This is a genomic window from Rhodococcus sp. P-2 (assembly GCF_016598535.1).
In the GTDB taxonomy this organism is placed as follows: Bacteria; Actinomycetota; Actinomycetes; order Mycobacteriales; family Mycobacteriaceae; genus Rhodococcus_F; species Rhodococcus_F baikonurensis.
Window position 1 is genome coordinate 3,944,355 of sequence record NZ_CP066779.1, and the last position, 23,822, is coordinate 3,968,176.

24 protein-coding genes and 3 tRNA genes are annotated in these 23,822 nt (G+C 62.9%); 10 read left to right on the forward strand and 17 right to left on the reverse strand.

What is annotated here, in order from left to right:
- The first annotated feature begins 9 nt into the window (after window positions 1-9).
- On the forward strand, window positions 10-408 hold the full coding sequence (gene acpS / locus I7X09_RS18675) for a holo-ACP synthase AcpS (protein ID WP_021333452.1): 399 nt from the start codon (window positions 10-12) through the stop codon (window positions 406-408).
- A gap of 59 nt (window positions 409-467) precedes the next feature.
- Here the strand turns inward: acpS and I7X09_RS18680 are convergent, their stop codons facing one another.
- A complete protein-coding gene (locus tag I7X09_RS18680; RefSeq protein WP_019749142.1) occupies window positions 468-1,169 on the reverse strand; it encodes a TetR family transcriptional regulator in 702 nt (233 codons plus the stop codon).
- A gap of 291 nt (window positions 1,170-1,460) precedes the next feature.
- On the opposite strand from I7X09_RS18680, the gene I7X09_RS18685 reads away from it, so the two are divergent.
- Window positions 1,461-2,804 carry a dipeptidase gene (locus I7X09_RS18685; RefSeq protein ID WP_200313266.1) on the forward strand — a complete coding sequence of 448 codons (1,344 nt, stop codon included), beginning with the start codon at window positions 1,461-1,463 and terminating at the stop codon, window positions 2,802-2,804.
- Between the two features lie 2 nt (window positions 2,805-2,806).
- Here I7X09_RS18685 and bcp read toward each other — a convergent pair whose 3' ends face one another.
- The gene (bcp, locus tag I7X09_RS18690; protein WP_007733290.1) at window positions 2,807-3,280 is read right to left on the reverse strand and encodes a thioredoxin-dependent thiol peroxidase; all 474 of its coding nucleotides are present in this window, start codon (window positions 3,278-3,280) and stop codon (window positions 2,807-2,809) included.
- Between the two features lie 145 nt (window positions 3,281-3,425).
- Between bcp and I7X09_RS18695 the strand changes: the two genes are divergently transcribed.
- Window positions 3,426-3,647 carry a DUF3618 domain-containing protein gene (locus I7X09_RS18695; RefSeq protein ID WP_003945299.1) on the forward strand — a complete coding sequence of 74 codons (222 nt, stop codon included), beginning with the start codon at window positions 3,426-3,428 and terminating at the stop codon, window positions 3,645-3,647.
- A 66-nt stretch (window positions 3,648-3,713) separates the two neighbouring features.
- Here the strand turns inward: I7X09_RS18695 and I7X09_RS18700 are convergent.
- The 3 genes from I7X09_RS18700 to I7X09_RS18710 all read right to left on the reverse strand — a co-directional run bounded on the left by I7X09_RS18700 (window position 3,714) and on the right by I7X09_RS18710 (window position 5,494).
- Window positions 3,714-3,786: transfer RNA gene (locus tag I7X09_RS18700), tRNA-Lys, on the reverse strand.
- Window positions 3,787-3,879: 93 nt separating this feature from the next.
- Window positions 3,880-5,310, reverse strand: coding sequence for an amidase (locus tag I7X09_RS18705; protein WP_200313267.1), 1,431 nt, complete (start codon window positions 5,308-5,310; stop codon window positions 3,880-3,882).
- A gap of 111 nt (window positions 5,311-5,421) precedes the next feature.
- A tRNA-Lys gene (locus tag I7X09_RS18710) sits at window positions 5,422-5,494 on the reverse strand.
- A gap of 368 nt (window positions 5,495-5,862) precedes the next feature.
- Between I7X09_RS18710 and I7X09_RS18715 the strand changes: the two genes are divergently transcribed.
- Complete coding sequence (locus tag I7X09_RS18715) at window positions 5,863-7,032, forward strand: L,D-transpeptidase (protein ID WP_378504792.1); 1,170 nt, start codon at window positions 5,863-5,865, stop codon at window positions 7,030-7,032.
- Between the two features lie 134 nt (window positions 7,033-7,166).
- On the opposite strand, the gene I7X09_RS29460 is transcribed toward I7X09_RS18715, so the two are convergent.
- Both I7X09_RS29460 and I7X09_RS29465 read right to left on the reverse strand, forming a co-directional pair.
- The gene (locus tag I7X09_RS29460; protein ID WP_234036626.1) at window positions 7,167-7,406 is read right to left on the reverse strand and encodes a hypothetical protein; all 240 of its coding nucleotides are present in this window, start codon (window positions 7,404-7,406) and stop codon (window positions 7,167-7,169) included.
- Between the two features lie 183 nt (window positions 7,407-7,589).
- Window positions 7,590-8,129, reverse strand: coding sequence for an SDR family NAD(P)-dependent oxidoreductase (locus tag I7X09_RS29465; RefSeq protein WP_234036627.1), 540 nt, complete (start codon window positions 8,127-8,129; stop codon window positions 7,590-7,592).
- Between the two features lie 54 nt (window positions 8,130-8,183).
- Between I7X09_RS29465 and I7X09_RS18725 the strand changes: the two genes are divergently transcribed.
- Window positions 8,184-8,594: a MerR family transcriptional regulator gene (locus I7X09_RS18725; protein WP_200313268.1), complete on the forward strand. Its 411-nt coding sequence runs from the start codon at window positions 8,184-8,186 to the stop codon at window positions 8,592-8,594.
- A 238-nt stretch (window positions 8,595-8,832) separates the two neighbouring features.
- On the opposite strand, the gene I7X09_RS18730 is transcribed toward I7X09_RS18725, so the two are convergent.
- Together I7X09_RS18730 and orn are read right to left on the reverse strand one after the other, a co-directional pair.
- Window positions 8,833-8,905, reverse strand: a tRNA-His gene (locus tag I7X09_RS18730).
- A gap of 84 nt (window positions 8,906-8,989) precedes the next feature.
- Complete coding sequence (orn, locus tag I7X09_RS18735) at window positions 8,990-9,589, reverse strand: oligoribonuclease (RefSeq protein ID WP_024487359.1); 600 nt, start codon at window positions 9,587-9,589, stop codon at window positions 8,990-8,992.
- Between the two features lie 121 nt (window positions 9,590-9,710).
- On the opposite strand from orn, the gene I7X09_RS18740 reads away from it, so the two are divergent.
- Window positions 9,711-11,450, forward strand: a complete 1,740-nt coding sequence (locus tag I7X09_RS18740) for a helicase HerA-like domain-containing protein (protein WP_166811329.1) — start codon at window positions 9,711-9,713, stop codon at window positions 11,448-11,450.
- 19 nt (window positions 11,451-11,469) lie between these two features.
- On the opposite strand, the gene lysA is transcribed toward I7X09_RS18740, so the two are convergent.
- The 5 genes from lysA to I7X09_RS18765 all read right to left on the reverse strand — a co-directional run bounded on the left by lysA (window position 11,470) and on the right by I7X09_RS18765 (window position 17,016).
- The gene (gene lysA / locus I7X09_RS18745; protein ID WP_200313269.1) at window positions 11,470-12,813 is read right to left on the reverse strand and encodes a diaminopimelate decarboxylase; all 1,344 of its coding nucleotides are present in this window, start codon (window positions 12,811-12,813) and stop codon (window positions 11,470-11,472) included.
- A 152-nt stretch (window positions 12,814-12,965) separates the two neighbouring features.
- Window positions 12,966-13,403 carry a hypothetical protein gene (locus I7X09_RS18750; protein WP_200313270.1) on the reverse strand — a complete coding sequence of 146 codons (438 nt, stop codon included), beginning with the start codon at window positions 13,401-13,403 and terminating at the stop codon, window positions 12,966-12,968.
- Window positions 13,404-13,575: 172 nt separating this feature from the next.
- The gene (cmrA, locus tag I7X09_RS18755; protein WP_200313271.1) at window positions 13,576-14,379 is read right to left on the reverse strand and encodes a mycolate reductase; all 804 of its coding nucleotides are present in this window, start codon (window positions 14,377-14,379) and stop codon (window positions 13,576-13,578) included.
- A gap of 19 nt (window positions 14,380-14,398) precedes the next feature.
- Window positions 14,399-16,429 (reverse strand): NADPH-dependent 2,4-dienoyl-CoA reductase, encoded by a 2,031-nt coding sequence (locus tag I7X09_RS18760; RefSeq protein ID WP_200313272.1) that lies wholly within the window; start codon window positions 16,427-16,429, stop codon window positions 14,399-14,401.
- A complete protein-coding gene (locus tag I7X09_RS18765) occupies window positions 16,426-17,016 on the reverse strand; it encodes a PadR family transcriptional regulator (RefSeq protein WP_020970016.1) in 591 nt (196 codons plus the stop codon). Before I7X09_RS18765 ends, I7X09_RS18760 begins: the two co-directional genes overlap by 4 nt.
- Window positions 17,017-17,144: 128 nt before the next feature.
- On the opposite strand from I7X09_RS18765, the gene I7X09_RS18770 reads away from it, so the two are divergent.
- The gene (locus tag I7X09_RS18770; RefSeq protein ID WP_166811337.1) at window positions 17,145-18,506 is read left to right on the forward strand and encodes an MFS transporter; all 1,362 of its coding nucleotides are present in this window, start codon (window positions 17,145-17,147) and stop codon (window positions 18,504-18,506) included.
- Here the strand turns inward: I7X09_RS18770 and I7X09_RS18775 are convergent.
- The 3 genes from I7X09_RS18775 to I7X09_RS18785 all read right to left on the reverse strand — a co-directional run bounded on the left by I7X09_RS18775 (window position 18,496) and on the right by I7X09_RS18785 (window position 20,963).
- The gene (locus tag I7X09_RS18775; protein WP_200313273.1) at window positions 18,496-19,317 is read right to left on the reverse strand and encodes an acyl-CoA thioesterase; all 822 of its coding nucleotides are present in this window, start codon (window positions 19,315-19,317) and stop codon (window positions 18,496-18,498) included. The genes I7X09_RS18770 and I7X09_RS18775 overlap by 11 nt on opposite strands.
- 75 nt (window positions 19,318-19,392) lie before the next feature.
- On the reverse strand, window positions 19,393-20,232 hold the full coding sequence (locus I7X09_RS18780) for an alpha/beta fold hydrolase (protein WP_124570049.1): 840 nt from the start codon (window positions 20,230-20,232) through the stop codon (window positions 19,393-19,395).
- Window positions 20,233-20,267: 35 nt separating this feature from the next.
- Window positions 20,268-20,963, reverse strand: a complete 696-nt coding sequence (locus I7X09_RS18785) for a TetR family transcriptional regulator (RefSeq protein WP_095973057.1) — start codon at window positions 20,961-20,963, stop codon at window positions 20,268-20,270.
- Between the two features lie 168 nt (window positions 20,964-21,131).
- On the opposite strand from I7X09_RS18785, the gene I7X09_RS18790 reads away from it, so the two are divergent.
- From I7X09_RS18790 to I7X09_RS18800, 3 genes are read left to right on the forward strand one after another with little or no spacing between them, the layout of a single operon-like run.
- Window positions 21,132-22,265 carry a ferredoxin reductase gene (locus I7X09_RS18790; RefSeq protein ID WP_166811345.1) on the forward strand — a complete coding sequence of 378 codons (1,134 nt, stop codon included), beginning with the start codon at window positions 21,132-21,134 and terminating at the stop codon, window positions 22,263-22,265.
- Window positions 22,266-22,300: 35 nt separating this feature from the next.
- The gene (locus I7X09_RS18795; protein WP_095973059.1) at window positions 22,301-23,473 is read left to right on the forward strand and encodes a fatty acid desaturase family protein; all 1,173 of its coding nucleotides are present in this window, start codon (window positions 22,301-22,303) and stop codon (window positions 23,471-23,473) included.
- Between the two features lie 13 nt (window positions 23,474-23,486).
- Window positions 23,487-23,732, forward strand: a complete 246-nt coding sequence (locus I7X09_RS18800; protein WP_124570053.1) for a hypothetical protein — start codon at window positions 23,487-23,489, stop codon at window positions 23,730-23,732.
- The last annotated feature ends 90 nt before the right edge of the window (window positions 23,733-23,822 follow it).

Below are 23,822 nucleotides of genomic sequence, written 5' to 3' on the forward strand. Positions count from 1 at the left end.
AATCACGGTATGGGAGTTCTGGGTATCGGCTTCGACCTCGTGACGGTGTCGGAGTTCGCCGAGCAATTGAACAGGCCGGGAACGGCAATGCTCGACAACTTCACACCGGGCGAGCGTCGAGACGCCGCTACCCGGAGCTCCGAACCGGCACGACACTTCGCCGCACGGTGGGCGGCGAAGGAAGCAGTGATCAAGGCGTGGTCGACTGCTCTCTTCGCCAGCCCGCCGGTGCTGGGGGAGATGATCCACAATCAGATCGAAGTCGTCTCGGACGCCTGGGGGCGCCCCGGCATTCGGCTTCGTGGTGACGTGGCCAAACACCTCACCGGCGTGAAGATTCATATCTCGCTCACCCACGACGGGGACATGGCCGGCGCGTTCGCGGTCATCGAATCCGACCCGGAGTAACTCCGCCGGACACGAAAGAGCCGGTCTCCCAAGGGGAGACCGGCTCTTTCGTCGTTCGACTAGTCCTTCGTGCGGGACTCCTTCTCGGCGACGAGAAGATACGCGATCATCAACCTTTTCAGTTCGGCGACGGCGTCGGCATGCGACTGGCCGTCCTGAACCGAGAAATTGAGCATCGAATACACCACGTGGACAAGAACTTCCGCCATCATCAGGCGGCGATCTCGCCGAGTACGAGGCGTCAGCGGACCCAGCATCTTCGCGACGGTCTCGGCGAACTGCTTCTCGTGAATGACTCCGGTGGCCCGCGTGGACGGCGTCGACTGCATCGCCAACCAGACTTCGCGACGCGACGGATCAGACGTCCACAGCCCGGCCATGTGATCGACGAAACTGTTCAGGAACCGCAACCAGTCGAGTGATGGCACCTCGCCGCCGAACTGCGCAAGCTCGTGCTGGACCCCGACGAGGTCCTGGCGGTTCAATTCGCACACGATGACGTACTTGTTGGCGAAGAACTGGTAGAGCGTCCCGATCGGGACGTCGGCTCGTGCCGCGACCTCTTCGCAGGTGAACGATTCGAATCCGACATCGGTGAGGAGTTCGCGTGACGCCGCCAGGAGTGCGTCGAATTTACGCTGGCTGCGCTCTTGCGTCGGACGCTTGCGCGGCAGCAGTTCCTGCGGTTCTTCGAGGCTCTGGGGATTCTCGAGTGCCGGGTCGACTCGTCGCCGCGCGCGGTTACGAGTCGTGGGCTGCACGTCTTCCAGGCTATCGGTGTTTTCTGTCGAATTTGGGACTTGTGCATTATCCGGTGTCATTGGCCACCTACTTCGGCGGTCGTGATCGGTCGACACGCACCGCGCAGGTGCGCGCACACGAGTACCGATGCTGTTGCCACACCTCGATACTAGGTGACCACCTGTCCAGTATCCGAAGAGGTTGCTGTGCGGTGTGGCGAAAGCGGCGATCCTCCCGACTCCCTACGTCCGATTCGGGCACACTGAGATTCTTCGGGCACACCGAGATTCGATGCCGAGGAAAGGGAGACGATGACGGAAGAACTGCGAACCGCGGTACGTGGACTCATGCCGCGTGCCCGTGAAGATCTCAGCGCACTTGTGGCGATGAAGTCCGTCGCCGATGCACGGCAGTACCCGCCGGAAGAATGCGCGGCCGCAGCACATTGGGTCCTGGAGGCATTCCGCGATCAAGGTTTCGCCGACATCGAGGCGATCGAGACCTCCGACGGCTCGGCCGCCGTCGTCGGCCGGCGACCAGGTCCGGCCGGTGCCCGGACGGTTCTGCTGTACTGCCACTACGACGTTCAGCCGCCGGGAAACGAAGAGCTCTGGGGCTCGCCGCCTTTCGCACTCACCGAGCGCGACGGGCGGTGGTACGGACGTGGCGCTTCCGACTGCAAGGGCAACGTCGTCATGCATCTGACGGCGCTGCGTGCGCTAGCCGCCGCCGGTGTCGATCCGAGCGCACATCTGACGATCGTCGCCGAAGGTTCCGAGGAGATGGGCACCGGTGGCCTCGAGGATCTGGTGCGAGAGCGGCCCGAACTTTTCGCGGCCGACATGATTCTGATCGCCGATACCGGCAACACCGAGGTGGGGGAGCCGACGATCACGACGTCACTGCGCGGCATCGCCAACGTGGTGGTCCACGTGTCGACACTCGAGGGTGAGATTCACTCCGGCGTCTTCGGTGGGCCGGCGCCCGATGCGATCACCGCGCTGGTGCACATTCTCTCGACCCTGCACGACGGCGCCGGAAACACCACCGTCGAAGGCTTGACCAACGACCAGGAATGGGCCGGGGTCAGCTACGACGACGATCAGTTCCGTTCTGATGCGGGAGTGCTCGACGGCGTCCAACTGACCGGTTCCGGTTCGGTGGCAGAACAGGTGTGGGCTCGTCCGGCGCTGACCATTCTGGGAATCGACTGCCCGCCGGTGGTCGGTTCGGCGGCGGCGATCACGCCGCGCGCGTCCGCACGTCTGAATCTTCGCGTCCCGCCCGGCACGGATCCGGCGCAGGCACAGAAGTTGTTGACCGACCACCTCCGCGCAGCGGCGCCGTGGGGCGTCCACATCGAGGTCGTACCGGAATCGACGGGTTCACCGTTCTCGTCGTCGACCGAAGGAACGGGGTTCGCGCAACTGAAGTCTGCGCTGACCGATGCCTACGGCCGGGAAGTGGGATTTGCCGGCCAAGGCGGATCGATCCCGCTGTGCAGCGCGCTGGCCGAGCAGTTCCCCGACGCGGAGATCGCATTGATCGGCGTCGAGGAACCGCAGTGCCGCATTCATGCGCCCGACGAAAGCGTCGACCCGTCGGAGATCGAGAATCTCGCTTTCGCGGAGGCGCTGTTCTTGAGCAGATACTGAAGTCAGACCGACAAATCGCGTCGTAGCTTGGCGACGTGACCGGTGGCCCGGACGTTGTACTGGGCCACCTCGATCTTGCCTTCCTCGTCGACGAGGAACGTCGAGCGGATGACGCCCTGCACCGTCTTGCCGTACATCTTCTTCTCACCGAATGCGCCCCAGGCTTCGAGCGTCGCTTTCTCGGGGTCGGAGAGAAGCGGGAAGGTCAGTTCCTCGGTATCGCGGAATTTGGCGAGTTTGGCGGGCTTGTCCGGCGAGATTCCGATGACCTCGAGGCCGGCGCCGTTCAGTTCGGCGAGGCTGTCACGGAAGTCGCAGGCCTGCTTGGTGCACCCCGGCGTGCTGGCCGCTGGGTAGAAGTACACGATGACCTTGCGGCCGCGGTAATCGTGGAGTGAAACCTCGTTGCCGTCGGCGTCGGGGAGCGTGAAATCCGGCGCGACGTCGCCGGCGGACAATCTACTGTTCTCGGTCACGGGAATCGAGGTTAGTCGAGAAATTGCGCGGCAGGTGGGCGCGAGGGCATTCTGCTCCTCTACGGTAGAGCGAAGTGTCGGCGCGCTGCGTCCGCACAGCAGACCCGCACACAGAGCAGCAGAACACAGACAAGTTGGAGGACACGTGCCCAGGGACACCGAGAGCATCGAGCGCGAGATCGAGAAGGCGCGTAATCAGCTCGCGAGCACACTCGACGAACTGACGGTCCGCACCAACCCGAAGCGGCTGGTCGAGAACACCAAGAAGACGGTGCTCGCCAAGCTCAACGAGCCGGCAGTGAAGTACGCGCTGATCGCAGTCGGTTCAGTGGTGGGACTACTCGTGGTCCGGAAGATCATTCGCTGACCCGAGTCGTCGAAGACAGAACATGAAGAAGGCCCCCACCTGGTGAGGTGGGGGCCTTCTTGCAAGTGCGCCCACAGGGACTCGAACCCCGGACCCAGTGATTAAGAGTCACTTGCTCTACCAACTGAGCTATAGGCGCTCGCTCTTGCGAGACAGAACATTAGCCGACAGGCTCAGGAGTTTGCAAAACGCGTGTTCATCGTGGTGACGATGGTTACATCGCTTCCGTAATTCAGGAGTGTGGCGGGCGCGAATCCGGCCAGCGGACGGTGCTTTCCAACTGCTGTGCTAGGGCGAGAATCGTCGGTTCACCACCGCTGCGCGCGACCAGTTGGACGCTCAGGGGGAGCCCGCGTTCGGAGAACCCGGCGGGTACCGCGGCCGCCGGGTTGCCGCAGACATTCCAGATCGAACAGTAAGCGGCGATCGGCAGTGCCTTGCGGACTGCGGAGAGAAGGCCGGTTCCTTCGAGTTGTCCGATCGGGCGAGGCAAGGCAGGCGTGGTCGGCATCAGGACCAGGTCGAAGGTGTCGAAGACCTGGTTGACCGTCGCTGCAATTCGCTCGCCTTTGCGGTAAGCGAATTTCCCGACGCGCGCGGGAGCGGCTATCCGGCCGATCGACGCGAGTGCTCGTGTGCGCTTCTCCAGGAGTGCTGGCTGGTCGACGCGCACTGCTTCGTCGCGGACGCCGCCGAGCACCTGCGGGAGAAAAGCGGCAGTGGCATCCGGGTACTCGGGATCGTGTTCTTCGACGTGATGTCCCAACGCGCTCAACATCTCTGCGATCGAGAGCACCGCGGCAACGATCTCCGCTGACGGGCGGACGCCTCGGACCGGACTCCGGGTGGACACCGCGATGCGAAGCGGCCCGGGCGCCGACACGGCCGCGTCGGCAAAGCTGGTGCGGATCGTTTCGGCTGTGTAGTCGTCGGTCGCGGTGGTGCCGGTGATTGCGTCGTATACGAGTGCGCTGTCCTCGACCGAACGAGTGAGAGGCCCGAGCGTGCCGAGTCCGCGCCAGAGGTTTCGGTTCGGCGCGGTGCTCACCCGACCGCGTTGCGGCTTGAGGCCGAACAACCCGCAGAATGCCGAAGGCAATCGAATGGAACCGCCGCCGTCGCCGCCTATTGCCGCCGCGACCATTCCCGACGCGACGGCCGACGCAGATCCTCCGCTCGATCCGCCGGTGGATATGCCGGTGTCCCAAGGGTTTCTCGTGTAGCCGTTTGCGGCAGTCTCGGTGAAGGGCCAGATGCCGAACTCGGGCATCGTCGTCTTGCCGACGATCACCGCACCCGCCTCGCGCAACCGGCGGACAACCTCTGAATCGGCCGGTGCGATGCGCGTTGCTGCCGCACCGCCGTATGTCGTGGGCGTTCCGGCGACGTCGTTCTCGTCCTTGATTGCAATCGGGACTCCGTGCAGCGGGCCCAGGGTTTGGCCGTCGGCCTGACGTTGATCGAGCCGCGTCGCCTCGTCGAGTGCTTCGTCTGCGAGAACTCGCACAAATGCATTGAGCGTCGAATCGAGGCGTTCGATCCGGCGAAGTGTGTTCTCGGTGAGTTCGCGGGCCGACAATTCTCCGGACCGGATCAGAGCTGCCTGACCTGCCACCCCGGCAAATGCCAGCTCGCTGTCAGGTGTGGTTCCGCGCTCAGTCATCAGTCCTCCAGGCCGTGGTTCCGGTAACTGTGAAGTCTATTCACCACAACCTGGTCACCACGACACAAAGAAAAATCCCCACCTTCCGAAGAAGGTGGGGACCTTTGCAAGTGCGCCCACAGGGACTCGAACCCCGGACCCAGTGATTAAGAGTCACTTGCTCTACCAACTGAGCTATAGGCGCTCGCTCTTGCGAGACAGAACATTAGCCGAATCGCCGGTTCGGGAGCAAATCGCCAGGTGGAGGCGTCGCCGCCGTAGTCCGATCGGAGGAAATCCGCTGAAAGCGGTAACAAAACGGACGGTTCGGAGCGATTGATACTTGAACGTTACTGACGGCGTGGCCCTTCATGACCGTTGGTAACGAGCGCGCCTGGCATCATTGGTGCAGCGCAGTCATACCGCAAGTCCCACTTGCCTTCCGGTAAGTGGGATTCGCATGTGATGCGGAAGTTAGTCGGAGAAATTGTGAAGCGGAGTCGAACGATGAGTCGTCAAAGGTGGGGTCTGTCCGTGCGCGGGGGGAACGGTCGAGCGTCGAAGAGCGCGGCGATGATCGCGGTGTCTCTCGGTGCTCTCGTTCTGATGACCGCGTGCACGTCGGGCGGCAAGGACGTCAGCACCGAAGGGTCGGCGCCGATCGATTCCAATCCGCTCACCGAACTCATCAAGCCGAAGCTCACCTCGACCGCTGCCGACGGCGCTGTCGGATTCTCCCCGGGCGACCCGGTCAAGATCAACGTCGCCGACGGCGCCCTGTCCGACGTGACGATGGTCAATCAGGACGGCAAGGCAGTTGCCGGCGCGATTGCTGCCGACGGTGCGTCGTGGACGACCACCGAACCTCTCGGCTATAACCGCAAGTACAAGATCGAGGCCCGCGCATTCGGGTTGGGTGGCGCCAGTACGACGGTCACGTCCTTCACCACCAGCGCACCCGGCAACGTCACCAAGCCGTACGTCTTGCCGAACGAGGGCGACGTGGTCGGCATCGGTCAGCCTATCGCCGTGCAGTTCGACGAGAACATCCCCGATCGCAAGGCTGCCGAAGCTGCCATCACCGTCACCACGACTCCGGCCGTCGAAGGTGCGTTCTACTGGGTCAACAATCGTGAGGTCCGTTGGCGTCCGGAGAACTACTGGGCACCGGGCACCAAGGTCGACGTGAGCGTCAACGTGTACGGGCGCAATCTCGGAAAGGGAGTCTTCGGGCAGGAAGACGCGAAGAGTTCCTTCACCATCGGTGATGCCGTCATCGCCACGGCAGACGACAACACCAAGCAGGTCACTTTCCAGGTCAACGGTGAGACCGTCATGACCATGCCCACCTCCATGGGCAAGGACAGCACTCCCACCGACAACGGCGTCTACATCATCGGTGACCGCTTCGCGAACATGATCATGGACTCGTCCACGTACGGCGTCCCGGTCACCTCCGCTCAGGGCTACAAGACTCCCGTCGACTGGGCGACCCGAATGTCCTACAGCGGCATCTTCTTCCACTCGGCGCCGTGGTCGGTCGGGCAGCAGGGCTATTCCAACACGAGCCATGGCTGCCTCAACCTGAGCCCGTCCAACGCCAAGTGGGTCTACGACAACACCAAGCGCGGGGACATCGTCGTCGTCAAGAACACCGTCGGCGGCACGCTCTCCGGCACCGACGGCCTCGGTGACTGGAACATCCCTTGGAGCGTCTGGAAGACCGGCAACGCGGACGTCTGATCGCGTCCCTGAAGCACTGAACGCCAGAATGCCCCCGACCGTCCGGTTGGGGGTATTTCTGCATCTGTATTCCTTTTGTGAGCGAAAGTGCCTCTCGGTCTATCTGAGGCGACGGGAGGTACGTTCGCTCGGTGTCAGCGCCGACCGAAGGCGTCCACTCCGGTCATTTCAGCGGACAGTGCCCATAGTCTGCGTGCGTCGTCGCGATCGGTAGCCCAAGGCTTCACGCCGCCGACGCTCATGTCATCCGTCTGCGCAACGTCCGCGATGTTGCAGTCTTGGAGGTACGCGCCGGCGTGATCGGCGAGTATCGGCGCCGTCGCCGCCCACACCGCTGTAGCGGCGCCCTGGGCGGGAGTCTCGAATCCCGGCACGGCGTCGCCATTCGACGTAGTCCATCCGAGTTCGTGTTTCTCCGATGCGGAGAAGTGACGTTGAAGGGGAGTGAGGATGCTCCCGGGATGGACGGAGAACGCAGTGATTCCGCGTGAAGCACCGGCGCTCGCCAGCTGTACAGCGAAGAGAGCATTTGCAGTCTTGGCCTGACCGTACGCAAGCTATCGGTCGTAACCGTTGCGAAAATGTATGTCGTCCCAACGCACCCCCGACAGAAAATGTCCCGCCGACGAGACAGCGACCACGCGAGAACCGTTTGCGGGCATGGCAGGCACAAGCAGGTTCACCAGTACAAAGTGCCCGAGGTGATTGATCGCGAACTGTGATTCCCAGTCAGACCCGACTCGGATCTCCGGGCAGGCCATGATTCCCGCATTGCAGACGATGATGTCCGGACTGATCCGGGAATCGAGAATTTCTCGCGCACACGATCTGACACTGCTCGGGTCCGACAGGTCGCACGCTCGCACTTCGATACCTGGAAAGTCGGCCACGGCACCCCGTGCCGGTTCTGGTCGGCGGGCAAGCACCAGCACTCGCGCGCCGGCCGACGAAAGCGACCGCGAAATCTCGAATCCGAGTCCGGAGTATCCGCCAGTGACCAATGCGGTGGTGCCGGTCAGGTCTCGCCCGGCAAGTACGTCGTCGGCGGTGGAGGTTCGGGCGAATCCGGTGTTGATCTTGCGCTGAATCGAAATCATGGCAGCACCGTAAAATCTGGAGTGCACTCCAGGTCAAGGAAAGGTCGTCAGGCAATGCGTGAACTGTCAATCGGTGAGGTCGCTGTCGAGACCGGAATCAGCATCGATTCCCTTCGATACTTCGAACACGAGGAACTGTTCGTTCACGAGGTTGCACGCTCGGCAGGTGGGCGTCGGGTCTACTCCGAAAGCGATGTCACTTGGTTGAAGCAGTGCAATCGCTTCCGAGACTCGGGTATGCCGATCGCCACGATCCGTGAATTCGCCGCACTCGTCAGGTCTGGTCCGGGAAACGAGAAGGAACGGCTTTCACTTCTACAACAGCATGAGGTGTTGATTCGATCCAGGATTTCTGCGATGCAGGACAACCTTGCCGTCATCCACGGCGAGGTTTCGGCATACGAGCGACACGTGAGGGACGGGACCGTAGTGGGCGTCTGGGAGCCCGGCCCGCGGCCCGAGTGATCGACGGCTGGGCCATTTGTCGCGATCTCCAGTTACCCCGATGTGAGCGAAAGTGGCTTTCGGTCTATCTGAGGCGACGAGAGGTACGTTCGCTCGGATAGGGGTGGGGTGGGCGGCGCGGATAGGGATCGGGGTGGGTGGGGGTGTAGACGACCAGACGTGCAGGGGCATTCGGGCTGGCTCACAAACCAAAAGAACCCCCGAGAATGTCTTTCAACATTCTCGGGGGTTCCGCTTGGGTGAGCGACGGGACTCGAACCCGCGACAGCCAGGATCACAACCTGGTGCTCTACCAACTGAACTACGCCCACCATTGCCTCGGCCACCGGTTTGACCCGGCTGCTTTGACGAAAGAGATACTAGCGCGAAAGTCGGTCAGGAAGCCAATCGGCAGGTCAGGCGGGACCCAAGCCCTCTACGACGGCTGCGATCTCCGCGCTCGACGGTCCGGGCGCCGCGACGAATGCGGTGCCGCGGTAGTACTTGAGTTCGCGGATGGATTCCTTGATGTCGGCGAGCGCTCGGTGGGCGAGACCTTTTTCGGGCTGGCCGAAGTAGATCCGCGGGTACCAGCGGCGCGAAAGTTCCTTGATGGAGCTCACGTCGATCATCCGGTAGTGCAGGTAGGTGTCCAGTGCCGTCATGTCGCGTGAGATGAATCCGCGGTCGGTGGCGATGGAGTTGCCTGCCAGGGGCGCCGTACCGGCGACGGGAACGTGCTTGCGGATGTACGCGAGCACTTCTTTCTCCGCCTCGGCGAGGGTGACCGTCGACTTCCGGACCTCTTCGGTCAGTCCCGACTTCGCGTGCATCTTCTTCACGACGTCGGGCATTGCCGCCAGAGCGTCGTCGTCGGCGTGGATGACGATGTCCACACCTTCGCCCAAGATGTTCAAGTCGCTGTCGGTCACCAGAGCCGCAATCTCGATGAGTTTGTCCGACTCGAGTCGCAGCCCGGTCATTTCACAATCGATCCATACCAATTTGTCCTGCACCAGGAACACAGTAGTGCGCGCGGCCGCGGGATAAGGTCTGCGGTGGAAACTCGGGTGCGTGCAGGACGGTGCTCGGGTGATGACAAGATCTTCGCCGCACTGCAACGAGGAGGGCTTTTCGATGACCGTGGATCCGAAGGACGGAGCCGCGCCGCTGACGCCGGCGGAGAAGGCGAAAGCTGCAAAGGCCGCCGCTGCCGAAGCCGCTCGGATTGCAGCTGAAGCCGCCGCAGCAGCCGAGGAAGCGGAGAAGGAAGCGGCTGCCGCTGAAGCCGAAGCATCTGCAGGTGCTACCCCCGCCGCCCCGGCGCCGTCCGGTGCTGCAGCTGAAATCGCGGCGGGCTACTCATCCGAAGGTCGAGCACTCGAGCTGGGCTCGGTGGTGATCGACGGAGTGGCAGATCCCACCGCGCGGGTGCGGATTCCGTTGGCGACGATCAACCGTCACGGCCTGATCGCCGGTGCGACGGGTACCGGCAAGACCAAGACGTTGCAGGGCATCGCCGAGCAGCTGTCTGCCGCGGGTGTGCCAGTGGTGATGGCCGACGTCAAGGGCGATCTCTCGGGTCTGTCGAAGGCAGGGGAGCCGAGCGAGAAGATGAAGGCTCGCGCAGTCGAGACGGGTGACGATTCGTGGACTCCCGCGGGGATGCCCGTGGAGTTCTTGTCGTTGGGTACTGACGGAATCGGTATCCCGGTGCGCGCGACGATCACCAGTTTCGGGCCGATCCTGCTCAGCAAAGTGTTGGGCCTCAACGAGACACAGGAATCGACTCTAGGGCTGATCTTCCACTGGGCCGACACTCAGGGCCTCGCTCTGCTGGACCTCAAGGATCTGCGTTCGGTCATCGCCCACCTGACGAGCGCTGAGGGCAAGGCGGATCTGAAAGGTATCGGTGGAGTTTCCTCGGCAACCGCCGGAGTGATTCTGCGCGCCTTGGTCAACCTCGAAGCCGACGGCGGTGACACCTTCTTCGGCGAACCGGAACTCGAGACCGAGGACCTGTTGCGTGTCGTCGGCGGTGCCGGCGTGATTACGCTGTTCGAACTCGGCGCTCAGGCGGCACGCCCGGCGATGTTCTCCACCTTCCTGATGTGGGTGCTCGCGGACCTGTTCCAGACGCTGCCGGAGGAGGGAGATCTGGACAAGCCGAAGCTCGTGTTCATCTTCGACGAGGCGCACCTTCTGTTCGCGGACGCGTCGAAGGCCTTCCTTCAGCAGGTGGAACAGACGGTCAAGCTGATTCGTTCCAAGGGCGTCGGCGTTTTCTTCTGCACGCAGCTTCCGACCGACATTCCCAATTCGGTTCTGTCGCAGCTGGGCGCGCGGGTTCAGCACGCCTTGCGTGCCTTCACGCCCGACGATCAGAAGGCACTCAACAAGACCGTCCGCACGTATCCGAAGACCGAACACTACGACCTGGAAAAGGCACTGACTTCACTCGGTATCGGTGAAGCGATCGTGACCGTGCTGTCGGAAAAGGGCGCGCCGACGCCGGTGGCCTGGACCAAGATTCGGCCTCCCAGGTCGCTGATGGACACCATCGGCAACGACGCGATCAAGGCGGCCGCGTCGTCGAGCCCGCTGAATCAGAAATACGGCCAGACCATCGACCGCGAGTCGGCATACGAGAAGTTGACGGCGAAGGTTGCCGGTGCTCCGACGGCGGATCAGTCCCTCGATCTTCCGTCGCTTCCGGATCTGCCGCCACCGCCGCCGGCCGAACCGGAGGGCCCCAACATCGCCGAGCAGATCTTGGGTAACTCCGCCGTCAAGAGTTTCCTGCGATCCGCGGCTTCGGCTGCGGGACGGGAGATTTCGCGAAACATCTTCGGCACCGGTAGTCGCCGCAAGCGCTGACGCTTGGGCGCCCGCGAGGTCAGATGCCGACCTCGCGGGCCAGGAGGTCGTTGATCGATTCGCGCCTGATCAATGGCCGCGCAATCCCGCCGAGCACAGCGACGACCGGTGGCCGGCCGACGCTGTTGTAGGTGGAGGCCATGCTGTGGTGATAGGCACCCGTGCACGGCACCGCCAACAGGTCCCCTTCGTGCAAGTCGGCGGGAAGGCTTGCACCGACGGCGATTTCGTCGCCCGATTCGCAATGGCGGCCGGCGACCGTGACTTCCTGGAGCGGCGCAGTCGAATGTCGATTCACCAGTTCGACGTCGTAGTGGCTGTCGTACAACGACACCCGAGGGTTGTCGCTCATCCCACCGTCGACGGACACGAAGGTTCGCCCGCCGCTGATCGTCTTGATGTTCTGTACGCGATAGAGCGTGACTCCGGCCCGCGCAGCGATCGCTCGGCCGGGTTCGAGAACGATTTCTGGTCGAGGGAAGCGGTTTCGGGTGCACGCGTCGTCGAGAGTTTCGTCGATGACGTGGGCAAGGCGGGTCAGATCCAGTTGGGCGTCTCCCGGTACGTACGCGATCCCGTGGCCACCGCCGAGATCGAGTTCGGTGAGGATGATTCGATGCGTGCGTCGTATGTCGTCCATCTGCGCGATCATCGTCTCGATCGCGGGGCGGAAGAGTTCGGGATCGGTGATCTGGGAGCCGAGATGACAATGCAGGCCGATGAGTTGCAGGTGCGTCGCGTTGGCGACGACGGATACCGTACGTTCCAGTTCTTCGGAAAATGCCGGTAGTCCGAACTTTTGGTCGAGTACTCCGGTCGACACTGCCTTGTGCCCGCGAATATCGATGCCGGGTGTGACTCTGATCAACACCTTCTGCCGGTGGGTACACACCGACGCGAGCCGTACCGCTTCGCTGGGGGAGTCGAGGACGATCCGGCCGACGCCCGCGTTGACCGCCGCCCTCAGTTCGGAAACCGATTTGGCATTGCCGTGCAGAATGATTCGTTTCGGGTCCACGCCGGCGGCAAGCGCGATGGCGAGTTCACCGGCGGAACAGACATCCACCCCGAGTCCCTCGTCGGAGACCCAGGTAGCCATCGCTCGAATCATCAGTGCCTTGCCGGCATACACGATCTCCGAGTCGGGGAAGATCTCTCGATACGTGCGGCAGCGGTGCCGCACGTCCGCCTCGTCGACGACGTACGTCGGTGTGCCGTACTGGTCCGCGATCTCTTCGAGGGAGACGTCGCCGATGCAGACACGCCCGCTGTGGTCGTGGCGAGTACTGATGGGCCACAACGCAGGATCCATACGCGGTGTCATTGCGCCGCGTAGGGAGGGGAAGATTTCGAGTAGCGTCACGTCGATCTCCTGAAGGTGACCCGCCGTGTTGCGGGCTACCTTCAGATCTACTCCCGAAGATCACCCGTGGTGCGGTTCTTGACGCTTACTTGACGCGCCGCCGAACGAGGTTGACGCGGCCCTGACGTCCTCGACTTACTGTGCCTGTCGACTCACTGTGCTCGCCGCCGCTTCCATCCGAACCAACCGAGCACCGCGAGCAATGCCACCGCGGCGACTCCGCCGATGACCGCCGATCTGTCGGCGGACACACCAACGGACGGAGTTCCGCCGGCTCTCGGGGCGTAACCGTCGCCGTACACCGACTCGACCGCCGCTTGGACGTCGAAGTCGGTCCCGGTGTAAGGCTCGCAGCCGAACCCCTCGTGCTCGGCGTCGACGTCGTACGGCGCCGAAACGAACATCAGCCGCTCGGTACCGAGCACGTAGCTTGTGCCACAACCGTTCCCGTTCGCGAGTGTCCCCACCGACGTCACCGATGCCAGATCGCCTTTGTAGACCCGGCTGACGTCGAACAGGTAGGTGTCCTCGAACCCGTCCGAAGTTTTCTCCGTCGGGGTTCCGAGGAAAACAGTGCTGGATACGCTCACGGCTTCTTCCGGGGACGCAAAAGAAGCGCACGAGCACGCATTCGCTGCGGTAGGCAGCAGTAAGGGCAACCCTCCGGCCAAAAGAAGGATTGCCCCGACTGCCAGTGTTCGTCGCATCGCCATTAACCGACTTTACGGTCTGCTATGGCCTGCTCTGAGAAGTTTGCGTGAATCAGCCGCCGAGCTTCTTGTAGAACGTGCCCACGATGGGCGCAACGACGGAGCGCGGGCTGTAACCACCCGCGACTGACATCGCCTTGCTCAAGATGCCTGGTACGACGCGCATCTTGTTCTCGGCCAGGCCGTCGAGCGAGACCTTGGCGGTGTACTCGCTCGAGATCCAGAAGAAGTCCGGAACGAGTTTGTCGACGATCGACGCTTCGGCCGGGTCCGGAGTTTCGGTGCGTACAGGGCCTGGGGCGAGCAGGGTGACGTTCACTCCGGTGCCCTTGAGTTCACCGCGCAACGATTCCGCGAAGGTGTTCACGAACGCTTTCGTGGCGGCGTACGTCGCGTTGTTGGGGATCGGCATATTGCCGGCCGCGGACCCGACCATCAGGATGGCTCCGGACTTGCGTGCGAGCATGCCCGGAAGCACGGCCAGCGTGAGGTCGTGCACTGCAACGGCGTTGAGCTCGACCTGGTCGCGCTCGTATGCCGGGTCCAGCTCGGCGATCGGCCCGAAGGTGGCGATACCGGCGTTGTTGCACAGGATGCTGATGTCGCGGCCACCGAGCTCCTCGACGAGAACGGCACGCGCCGCGCTGTCGGAGAGGTCCGATGCACGGACCTCCACCTCGACGCCGTGCGCGGCGCGAAGCTTCTCGGCGAGGATCTCCATGACCTCGCCGCGACGGGCGACGAGAATCAGGGAGTGTCCGCGTGATGCCAGATCAGCGGCCAGTGCCTCTCCGATGCCGGAGGAGGCGCCGGTCACGACGGCGCGGGCTGTGGTTGTGGGTGTCGGCAGGCTCACGATCAGTCAGCGTAGCCGGTCAGATCTTCGCGGCCAGTCGTGTGCCCTGTTCGATGGCACGCTTGGCGTCGAGTTCTCCGGCCACGTCGGCGCCGCCGATGATGTGGGTCACCACGCCCGCGACGGTCAGCTCGTCCACGAGGTCACGAACCGATTCCTGCCCGGCGCAGATGACGATGGTGTCGACCTCGAGGAGTCGGGGCTTCTCATGCTTCTCACCGAACGTGATGTGCAGGCCGGAGTCGTCGATGCGCTCGTAGTTGACGCCCGAGAGTTCGTGCACGCCCTTGTTCTTGAGTGCTGCTCGGTGGACCCAGCCCGTGGTCTTCGCGAGTCCGGCGCCGATGCGCCCGGGCTTGCGCTGGAGGAGGTAGACCTCACGTTCGGAGAGCTCCGGTACCGGGGTGGTGAGAGCACCCGGCGCCATCTCGGGTTCGGTGACGCCCCATTCCTGCTTCCACTCCTTCAGGTGAAGGGTGGGGGAGGTCGGGTGGGTGAGGAATTCGCTCACGTCGACGCCGATGCCGCCGGCACCGATGACGGCCACGGACTTACCGACCGGCTTGCCCTCTCGGACGACCTCGGCGTAGGTCAGCACCTTCGAGTTGTCGATGCCGGGGATCTTGGGAACGCGCGGCGTCACGCCGGTGGCAACCACGACTTCGTCGAAGGAGCCGATGAGGTCTGCCGGTGCGACGCGGGTTTCGAGCTTGACCGTCACTCCGGCCACGTCCAGCATGCGGGTGTAGTAGCGAATGGTCTCGGCGAACTCTTCCTTACCCGGAATGAGCTGTGCGATCCCGAACTGTCCACCGATCTTGTCCGAAGCCTCGAACAACGTGACCGCATGACCTCGCTGAGCAAGGTTGAGTGCTGCCGAAAGTCCTGCAGGGCCGGCACCGACGACGGCGAGGTTCTTGGCCCGCCGGGTGGGGGAGAGGATCAGCGTGGTCTCGCGGCCCGCGCGCGGGTTGAGCAGGCAGGAGACCTGCTTGTGCACGAAGGCGTGGTCGAGGCAGGCTTGGTTGCAGGCGATACACGTGTTGATCTCGTCGGATGCTCCGCGCTCGGCCTTGTTGACCCAGTCGGGATCGGCGAGCATCGGCCTTGCCATCGAAATCAACTGTGCGTCACCGCGGTTGAGGATCTCTTCGGCAGTCTCGGGCATGTTGATCCGGTTCGAGGCGGCAACGGGAATGTCGACGTGCTTCTCGAGCTTGCTCGTGATGTCCACGAAGGCTGCTCGGGGGACCGAGGTGACGATGGTGGGCACCCGTGACTCGTGCCACCCGATGTCGGTGTTGATGATCGTGGCGCCGGCGGCTTCGACTTCCTTTGCCAGTGAGACGATTTCATCCCAGGTCTGGCCGCCCTCGACCAGGTCTGCCATCGACAGCCGGAACACGATGATGAAGTTCGGGCCGACGGCCTTGCGTGTGCGTCGCACGATCTCGACTGCGATGCGTCGACGGTTCTCGGAGCTGCCACCCCACTTGTCGGTCCGCTTGTTCGTGCGCTCGCAGAGGAACTGGTTGATGAAGTAGCCCTCACCGCCCATGATTTCGACGCCGTCGTAACCGGCGGACTTGGCCAGACGCGCGCAGCGAACATAGTTGCGGATCTGCCATCGCACGCCGCGGCCGGTCAGCTTGCGCGGACGGAACGGATTGATGGGCGCCTTGATCGACGACGCGGACACACTGAACGGCTGATAGCTGTAGCGACCCGCGTGCAGGATCTGCATGGCGATCTTTCCGCCCGCGTCGTGAACCGCCTTGGTGATCCGGCGGTGACGGCGCGCTTCGATGCGGTTGGTCAGCTTGGCACCGAAGGGCAAGAGCCAACCGGTGCGGTTGGGCGCGTAGCCGCCGGTGATGATCAGACCGACACCGCCACGTGCGCGTTCGGCGAAGTACTCGGCCAAGCGATCGGTGTCCTTCGCGCGATCTTCGAGGCCGGTGTGGATCGATCCCATGACGACGCGGTTCTTCAGCGTCGTGAATCCGAGGTCGAGCGGTTCGAGCAGGCGGGGGAACTGTGTATCCGTCATGACTGAAGATGTCCTTCCGTGGCGTACTCGCCAGTGTCTTCGATGGCGTACTCGCCAGTGGGCAATGCGTCCAGAACTTCCTGGCACCAGTCGGTGAATCCTTCTTCGACGCGAATACCGCCGCGAAGTACGAGGTATTGGTGCAGGGAAGAGCCGGAAAGTGCTGCTGGATTGGGGAAGTCACGCTTTTCGATGAGTCGGTAGACGTCGAGGCGAGCGGCGTGGCCGTCGCGGTGGCGAGCGACTTCGCGGCGTAGAGCGGGGAGATCGGCGTGCGCTGCGGCCCTGATCTTGATGGCCAACTCGTTGCGCAGGTGGTTCGGCTCGGACGGCTCGGCGATCCATCGGGTCAGTTCGGCGCGGCCCGCGTCGCTGACGCGGTACATCTTCTTGTCCGGGCGGCCGTCCTGCGCGATGGCCTCCACCTCCACCCAGCCTGCCTCGTCCATTCGCTTGAGGACTCGGTAGATCTGCTGGTGCGTCGCACTGTGGAAGAAGCCGATCGACTTGTCGAACCGGCGTGTGAGGTCGTATCCCGACGCATCCTGTTCGGACAAGGAGACGAGCAACGCATGTTCGAGAGCCATGGAAAAAGTATTTATGCACTCAGGTGCGTATGCAACTAAGTGCGTACTAACTCGGGTGCATAGAACGTCCTGTATGTCGATCTCGGAGAGAGGCGCCGAGTCGCCCGCGCGCAGTTAGGCTTCGCCGTATGAGCGCCGAGTCCACCAGCACCCAGGCCGAGCCACCCGCAGGCATCGGTGGTGCGGCCACGAAGAGTCAAGTGATCGCGTGGGGGCTGTGGGACTGGGGATCGGCCGCGTTCAATGCGGTGATCCTCACGTTCGTCTTCTCGGTCTATCTCACCGACGCGGTCGGCGACGACCTGCCCGGCTCGATATCGGCAACTACGTGGCTCAGTTGGGCCCTCGGAATCGCCGGCTTCTTCATCGCGATACTCGCACCGATCACCGGACAGCGTTTCGATGCGTCGGGTAAACGCAAACTCTCGCTCGCGATACTCACCGGCATCACCGTGCTCTCGATGGCGGGTCTCTATTTCGTCGAAGACAACTACCGCTACCTGTGGCTCGGATTGGTTCTGCTCGCAATCGGCTCGGTGATCTTCGAGCTGGCCGGCGTTCCCTACAACGCCATGATGCGGCAGGTGTCGACGCCGGAAAATCTGGGTCGAGTGTCCGGCTTCGGCTGGGCCATGGGATATTTCGGCGGAATCGTGCTGCTGTTGCTGTGCTACTTCGGCTTTATCGTCGGAGACGGCGACACTCGAGGATTCCTGGGGTTGACCACCGACGGCGGCATGAACATCCGGATGGTGGCACTGCTGGCCGCAGTGTGGTTCGCGGTCTTCGCGATTCCGGTGTTCTTCAAGGTTCCCGAGTTGCCCAGCCCCGCCGTCGATCCGGGAGCGTCGAAGGCCGGGTTCCTCGACTCCTATCGGGTGTTGTGGCGCGATCTGCGCGAACTCTGGAATGTCGACAGGCGCACGATCTGGTACCTGATCGCGAGCGCACTCTTTCGTGACGGTCTGGCGGGCGTGTTCACCTTCGGAGCCGTGCTGGCTGTCAACGTCTACGGAATCAGCGCGGCCGACGTCCTGCTGTTCGGTGTTGCCGCCAACGTGATTTCCGCAATCGGTGCATTGGTTGCCGGACGCTTCGACGATCGGATCGGACCGAAGCAGGTCATCACCGTCTCTCTCGCGTCGATGATCGTCGTCGGCGCGATACTGATCGCGGTGTCCGGGCCGGTGATGTTCTGGATCTTCGGACTCGCACTCTGCCTGTTCGTCGGGCCCGCCCAGTCTTCGGCACGAACCTTCCTGGCGCGCATCACCCCGCCTGGGCGTGAAGGTCAGATGTTCGGCCTGTACGCGACCACAGGCCGAGCAGTGTCGTTTCTGGCGCCGACACTGTTCGGCCTGTTCGCCTGGCTCTTCGGTGCAGACCGCGCCGGCATCATCGGACTGCTGGTGGTTCTCGGCGTGGGCCTTGCCGCGCTGTCGATGGTGAAGGCGCCGGAAGGCGACAGCGCGCTGCCCGTCAATCCTTGAAGTAGACCAACTGGTGAGTCGTAGCGAGCAATGCGCCGTCAGTGCCCCAAATTTCGGCCGACTGATCGAAGTACCCGTTGCCGAACCGTTGAGTACGCGCGGTTCCCAGGACGGACTTGTCTGCCTGTTCGGTCAGTGCCGGAGGGTCGGCGTGGAAGTAGATGGTCATCGAGACCGTTCCGGCCGGTGCCATCTTGCCTCGGCGCAAGAAGACCCGGGGGAAGAAGACATCGCACAGTGCGGTGAGTGACGTGAAGTCGAGAGCGCGTGGCGGCTGGTCGCGCACCCAGAGTGTCGTGGTCGAGTCGGGATGCTCGCCCGACTCCAGATCGGGGATCGCACCTTCGACAAACCGCATCTCGTAGTTCTGTGCCCAGGCGATGAACTCGGGGAACGGCAGCAGTGCAACGTTGTCGGCCGACGGAACCTCCGGCATCGTGATTTCGGTCGACGACCAGGTTTCACGCCTGGTACCGAACACTGCCGTCGCGGTGGTGGCGACGGTTCCGTCCTGCGACAGTTCGATGGACCAGTGCTGCGTCGAGCGGTTGGTGCGCACCGGCCGGGCGGAGATCTCGAAAGCGCCTTCGGTGATCGGACCGGCAAAGTTGACGGTCAACGACAGCGGATCGCCGAGGCGTTCGGGGTGCTTCAGCACGGATTCGAGCAAGGTGGCAGCGGTGACGCCGCCGAACGGGCCGACCATGTTGTTGTACGCCGGATTGGTTTCGCCTGTCGACAAGCCGGCGGTGAGCGACGTCAATCCGACAGCAGCGTCAAAAGGATGGGGTGGTGCAACGGTCTCGGTCATCGCAGAACTCCTGGTGGTGGAATCAATTCGGCTCTATGTATGACAACATACATAGAGCCGAATTCCACGCGGCGATCAGGATCCTGCACGCGCGAGGATTGCCTCGGCCAGCTCTTCGGCTCGCTCTTCCGGAATCCAGTGACTTCCGCCCTCGAGCACGACGAACTCGTAGGGTGCGTCCACGAATTCACCGCAGCGCTCTGCGCCTGCACGGCCGAGCGCTGTGTCGCCGGTGCTCCAGACGTACGTGGTCGGGACGGTGGTGCGATCGATGTCGCCGAAGTCGCGGGTCATCGCGCGGTACCAGTTCAAGGCGCCGGTCAGCGCGCCCTCACCACTCAGGACACGAATGTGCTCGTCCGCGAATTCAGGATCGATCTGTCCGTCGAACATGGCCCGCAGCCGGCGGAAGTTGTCCTCCGACAACACTTCCTCGGCCTTGCCCTCCTGCCGGAGAAGTCCGATGTACGACGAGCGCTGCTTCTGGTCCTCGTCCTCGCGGAGTGCCCAGCCGAAGGCGGTGGGGTGGGGGACCGAGATCGCGGTCAGGCTGCGGATCCGGTTCGGATGGCGACCGGCGACCTGCCAGGCGACCGCCGAACCCCAGTCGTGACCGACAAGATGCGCGTCGGGCAGGCCGAGCGCGTCGAGCAATCCGACGACGTCGGCGACCAGGTGCTCGATCTTGTAGGCATCCACCCCTTCGGGGCGTGCGCCGGCGGAGTAACCGCGCTGATTCGGTGCGATCACGCGGTAACCCGCCGCGGTGAGCAGTGGTGTGACCTTGCCCCAGGATGCGGCGCTCTCCGGGAAGCCGTGCAGCGCTACCAGTGGAATGCCGTCGTCCGGGCCCGAGATCAGTACGTCGAAGGTGAGGTCGCCAACGGGGATTTCGAATGTACTCGTGGAAGACATGACTCTCACCGTACGTCGAAAAGGTGAACCCGAGGTCAGTTTCGAGGTGGATTCCAGGTGGCCATTCCGAGCATGATGATTCGCAGTTGCTTCTCGGCTCGCGTGATGACGGCGGCTTCGTCGCGATACCCGGCCGTCCCGGCGTCCAGCAGTTCGACGACAGCACTGAACATCGTCGAGACGATCAGGTCGGCAGACATTTCCAGATCGTCCGACGACCAGCTTTCCAGCCCGGTAATTCTGGAGAGGTCGATGGTCAATTCGCTGACGAACAACCGCATTTCGGTGGCTATCGCGCGTCGCACCTCACTGACGCCGCTGTAGCGTTCACGGCAGAGGAACCGAAACTGCCGCTCATGTGAATGTACCTGTCGCACAAGGATCTCCAGCGACGTGGTGGCGTCCTTGGTGCTGGGATTGCGCCGTGCGTCGCGAAGCATCTGGCGCAGCATGCGCATGCTTTCCTCGACAAGGACAACGCCGACGTCCTCCAGTGAAGCGAAGTGGCGGTAGAACGCCGTCGGAACGATCCCGGCTTCCCGGGCTACCTCTCGCAAGCTGATTCCGGCGAAGCCGCGATCGGCCGAGAGGTCCATGGCAGTGTCCAGGAGCGCTTGGCGTGTGCGTTCCTTCTTGGCGGCACGACTTTCCGGTTCCCTGTTCTCAGGTTCCCTGCGCTCCGGGTTCACCGGTCCGGCCTTCGTCACGACGTCGAGTGTAGGTACAGGCATTCCGGCTCCTTTCGGCAACTCGTGTAACTCGGATCACATTCTTGTTGACATGTACTTGTGTGCACCTGTCACACTATCTTCGGTGAACATTTGTACACTGAATTCACGCAGTCGGGGGAAGTTAGCTCAGCAATCGATACACCCGGCAATCGAAGTACGAGGAGGGTCATGACAATCGCATCAGCTCCTGAGAACACGACACCGAAGTCCACACCTCGGCGTGGACTGTCCTTGGTGGGACTCATCGAAGCCATGGCCGCTCCACATCAGATCGACCGCTACCTCGAGTTGGTCAACCCGATGGCGACCGTTCGTGACATCCGCGCGCAGGTTGTCGCCGTCGACCATCCGACCGCTGACTCCGTCACTCTGACGCTGCGCCCGACTCGCCAGTGGCGCGGTTTTCAGGCGGGCCAGTTCGTGCAGTTGGGCGTGGTGATCGACGGTGTTCGTCACACTCGGTGCTACTCACCGGCCGGGGGCGCGTCTACGCGCAGTGGGCTGATCGAGCTCACCGTGAAAGCGCATCCGGGTGGCCTGGTGTCGCAGTATCTGTACGCCAACGCCGCGCCCGGACTCGTTGTCAGCCTCTCGCAGGCAGACGGTGTGTTCTCCCTTCCCGTCGACCGCCCGCGTCGGGTGTTGTTGATCAGTGGCGGCAGTGGAATCACCCCGGTCATGTCGATGCTTCGGACGCTGGTGGAGGAGGAGCACTCGGGCGAGATCGTGTTCGTGCACTACGCGAACACCGACGCGGACGTGGCGTATGCACGCGCTCTGAAAACCATCGCGGAGCAGAACCCGAACGTGAAACTGGTACTCGTGTACACCGAAAGCGGTGGAGGTGACCTCGAAGGTTTCTTCGATCGTGGGCACCTCGACGCGGTGGCGCCGTGGATCGCCGATCCGGACACGATCGACGCCCAGACATATCTCTGCGGGCCTCCCGGACTGATGCGGGGAGTGCGTGAGGTATTCCGTGAGGTCGACGTCGAGCACCTGCTCAACACCGAGGAGTTCGCGCCGGCGGTGGCCGAACCGGGTGAGGCCGGCGGCGAGGTGTCCTTCACCAAAAGTGGGGTGGCGGCCGAGAACTCCGGCGAAACTCTTCTCGAACAAGCTGAAGCTGCGGGCCTCAATCCCGAATACGGATGCCGGATGGGAATCTGCTTCTCCTGCACCTCCGTCAAGAAGGCTGGTCGCACTCGCAACGTTCGCACCGGTGAGACAGACGACGAGCCGGACAAGAAGATCCAGCTGTGCGTCAGCGCTCCCGTCGGCGACGTCACCGTCGACATCTGAAGTCCCATTTTCCACACGACTGTCTGGAGACCGACATGTTTGGACTTTCACTTCCCACCCTCCCGTTCCTCGGCAACGGTTCCGATGCGAAGGACGATGCTCCCGTCGTCCTGACATACGAGCAGGTCGAGGAGATCGGCCGTGAGTTGGATGCATTGCGTGATCGCACCGTCGCCTCGCTCGGTGCGGAGGATCGGGAGTACATCTACAAGATCATCAAGGCTCAGCGTGGTTTCGAAGTCGCCGGTCGCGGCTTGATGTACCTCGGCTTCCTACCGCCGGTGTGGCTCGCGGCAGTCGGTGCACTGAGTGTGTCGAAGATCCTCGACAACATGGAGATCGGCCACAACGTCATGCACGGTCAGTACGACTGGATGCGTGAACCCGGGCTCAATTCCGAAGTCTTCGAATGGGATACGGTGTGCCCGGCCGACCAGTGGCGCCACTCGCACAACTACATGCACCACACGTACACGAACATCCTCGGCAAAGACCGCGACATCGGATACGGAATCCTGCGTATCGACGACGCGCAGAAGTGGAACCCCTATTACCTCGGTAATCCGGTCTGGGCCTTTGCCTTGATGGTGCTCTTCGAGTGGGGCGTGATGATGCACGACCTCGAGATCGAGAACGTCATCCAGGGCAAGCGCAAATGGCACGACGTCAAGCCGCTCCTGAAGGGCTGGTGGAACAAGGCGGGCAAGCAGGTCCTCAAGGACTACGTCATCTTCCCGGTTCTCACGGGGCCGCTGTTCGTGACCACTCTGGCGGGGAACGTCACTGCCAACCTGGTCCGGAACGTGTGGACGTATTCGATCATCTTCTGTGGCCATTTCCCCACCGGCGTACAGAGCTTCACCGAAGACGAGACGGCCGACGAGACTCGCGGCCAGTGGTACGTACGCCAGATGCTCGGCAGCGCCAACATCGAGGGGAGCCCGCTCTTCCACATCATGTCGGGCAACCTCTCGCACCAGATCGAGCACCACCTCTTCCCGGACCTGCCTGCGCATCGTTATCCGGAACTGGCTCCTCAGGTGAAAGAATTGTGTGTGAAGTACGGTTTGCCGTACAACACCGGTGGGTTCTTCAAGCAGATCGGTTCGGTGTGGGGCAAGATCTTCAAGCTCGCTCTTCCGCCCGGTTTGGTCAAGTCGAAGACCCCTCCCGGTGTTATCGTCGAGCGCCAGCGAACAGCAGCCTGAGAGGCACACACTGATGGTCGGGAAATTCGAACGCCGCAAGGACACGGTCCAGGAACTGACCGAAAGTGCAGCCAACCACGTGGGCTCGATCGCGATGATCATCGCCGGGGCTGTTCGAGACGTGACGCGCGAGATCGGTGACTGGGTGTCCGACGGAATCGAGATGCGTGAGGCAGCGAAAAAGGCTGCGGCTGACGATCGTTCGGAGTCCGTGACCATCGAGCACGACGACACTGATCCGCCCAAAGACTGGCGTTGATTCCAACTCTTCGATCGCCGAGACAGTAAGGCCGACGACCGGATCGCCCAACCGCGAGCCGTTTCGCCCGAACGACCACGTTGCCCTCCG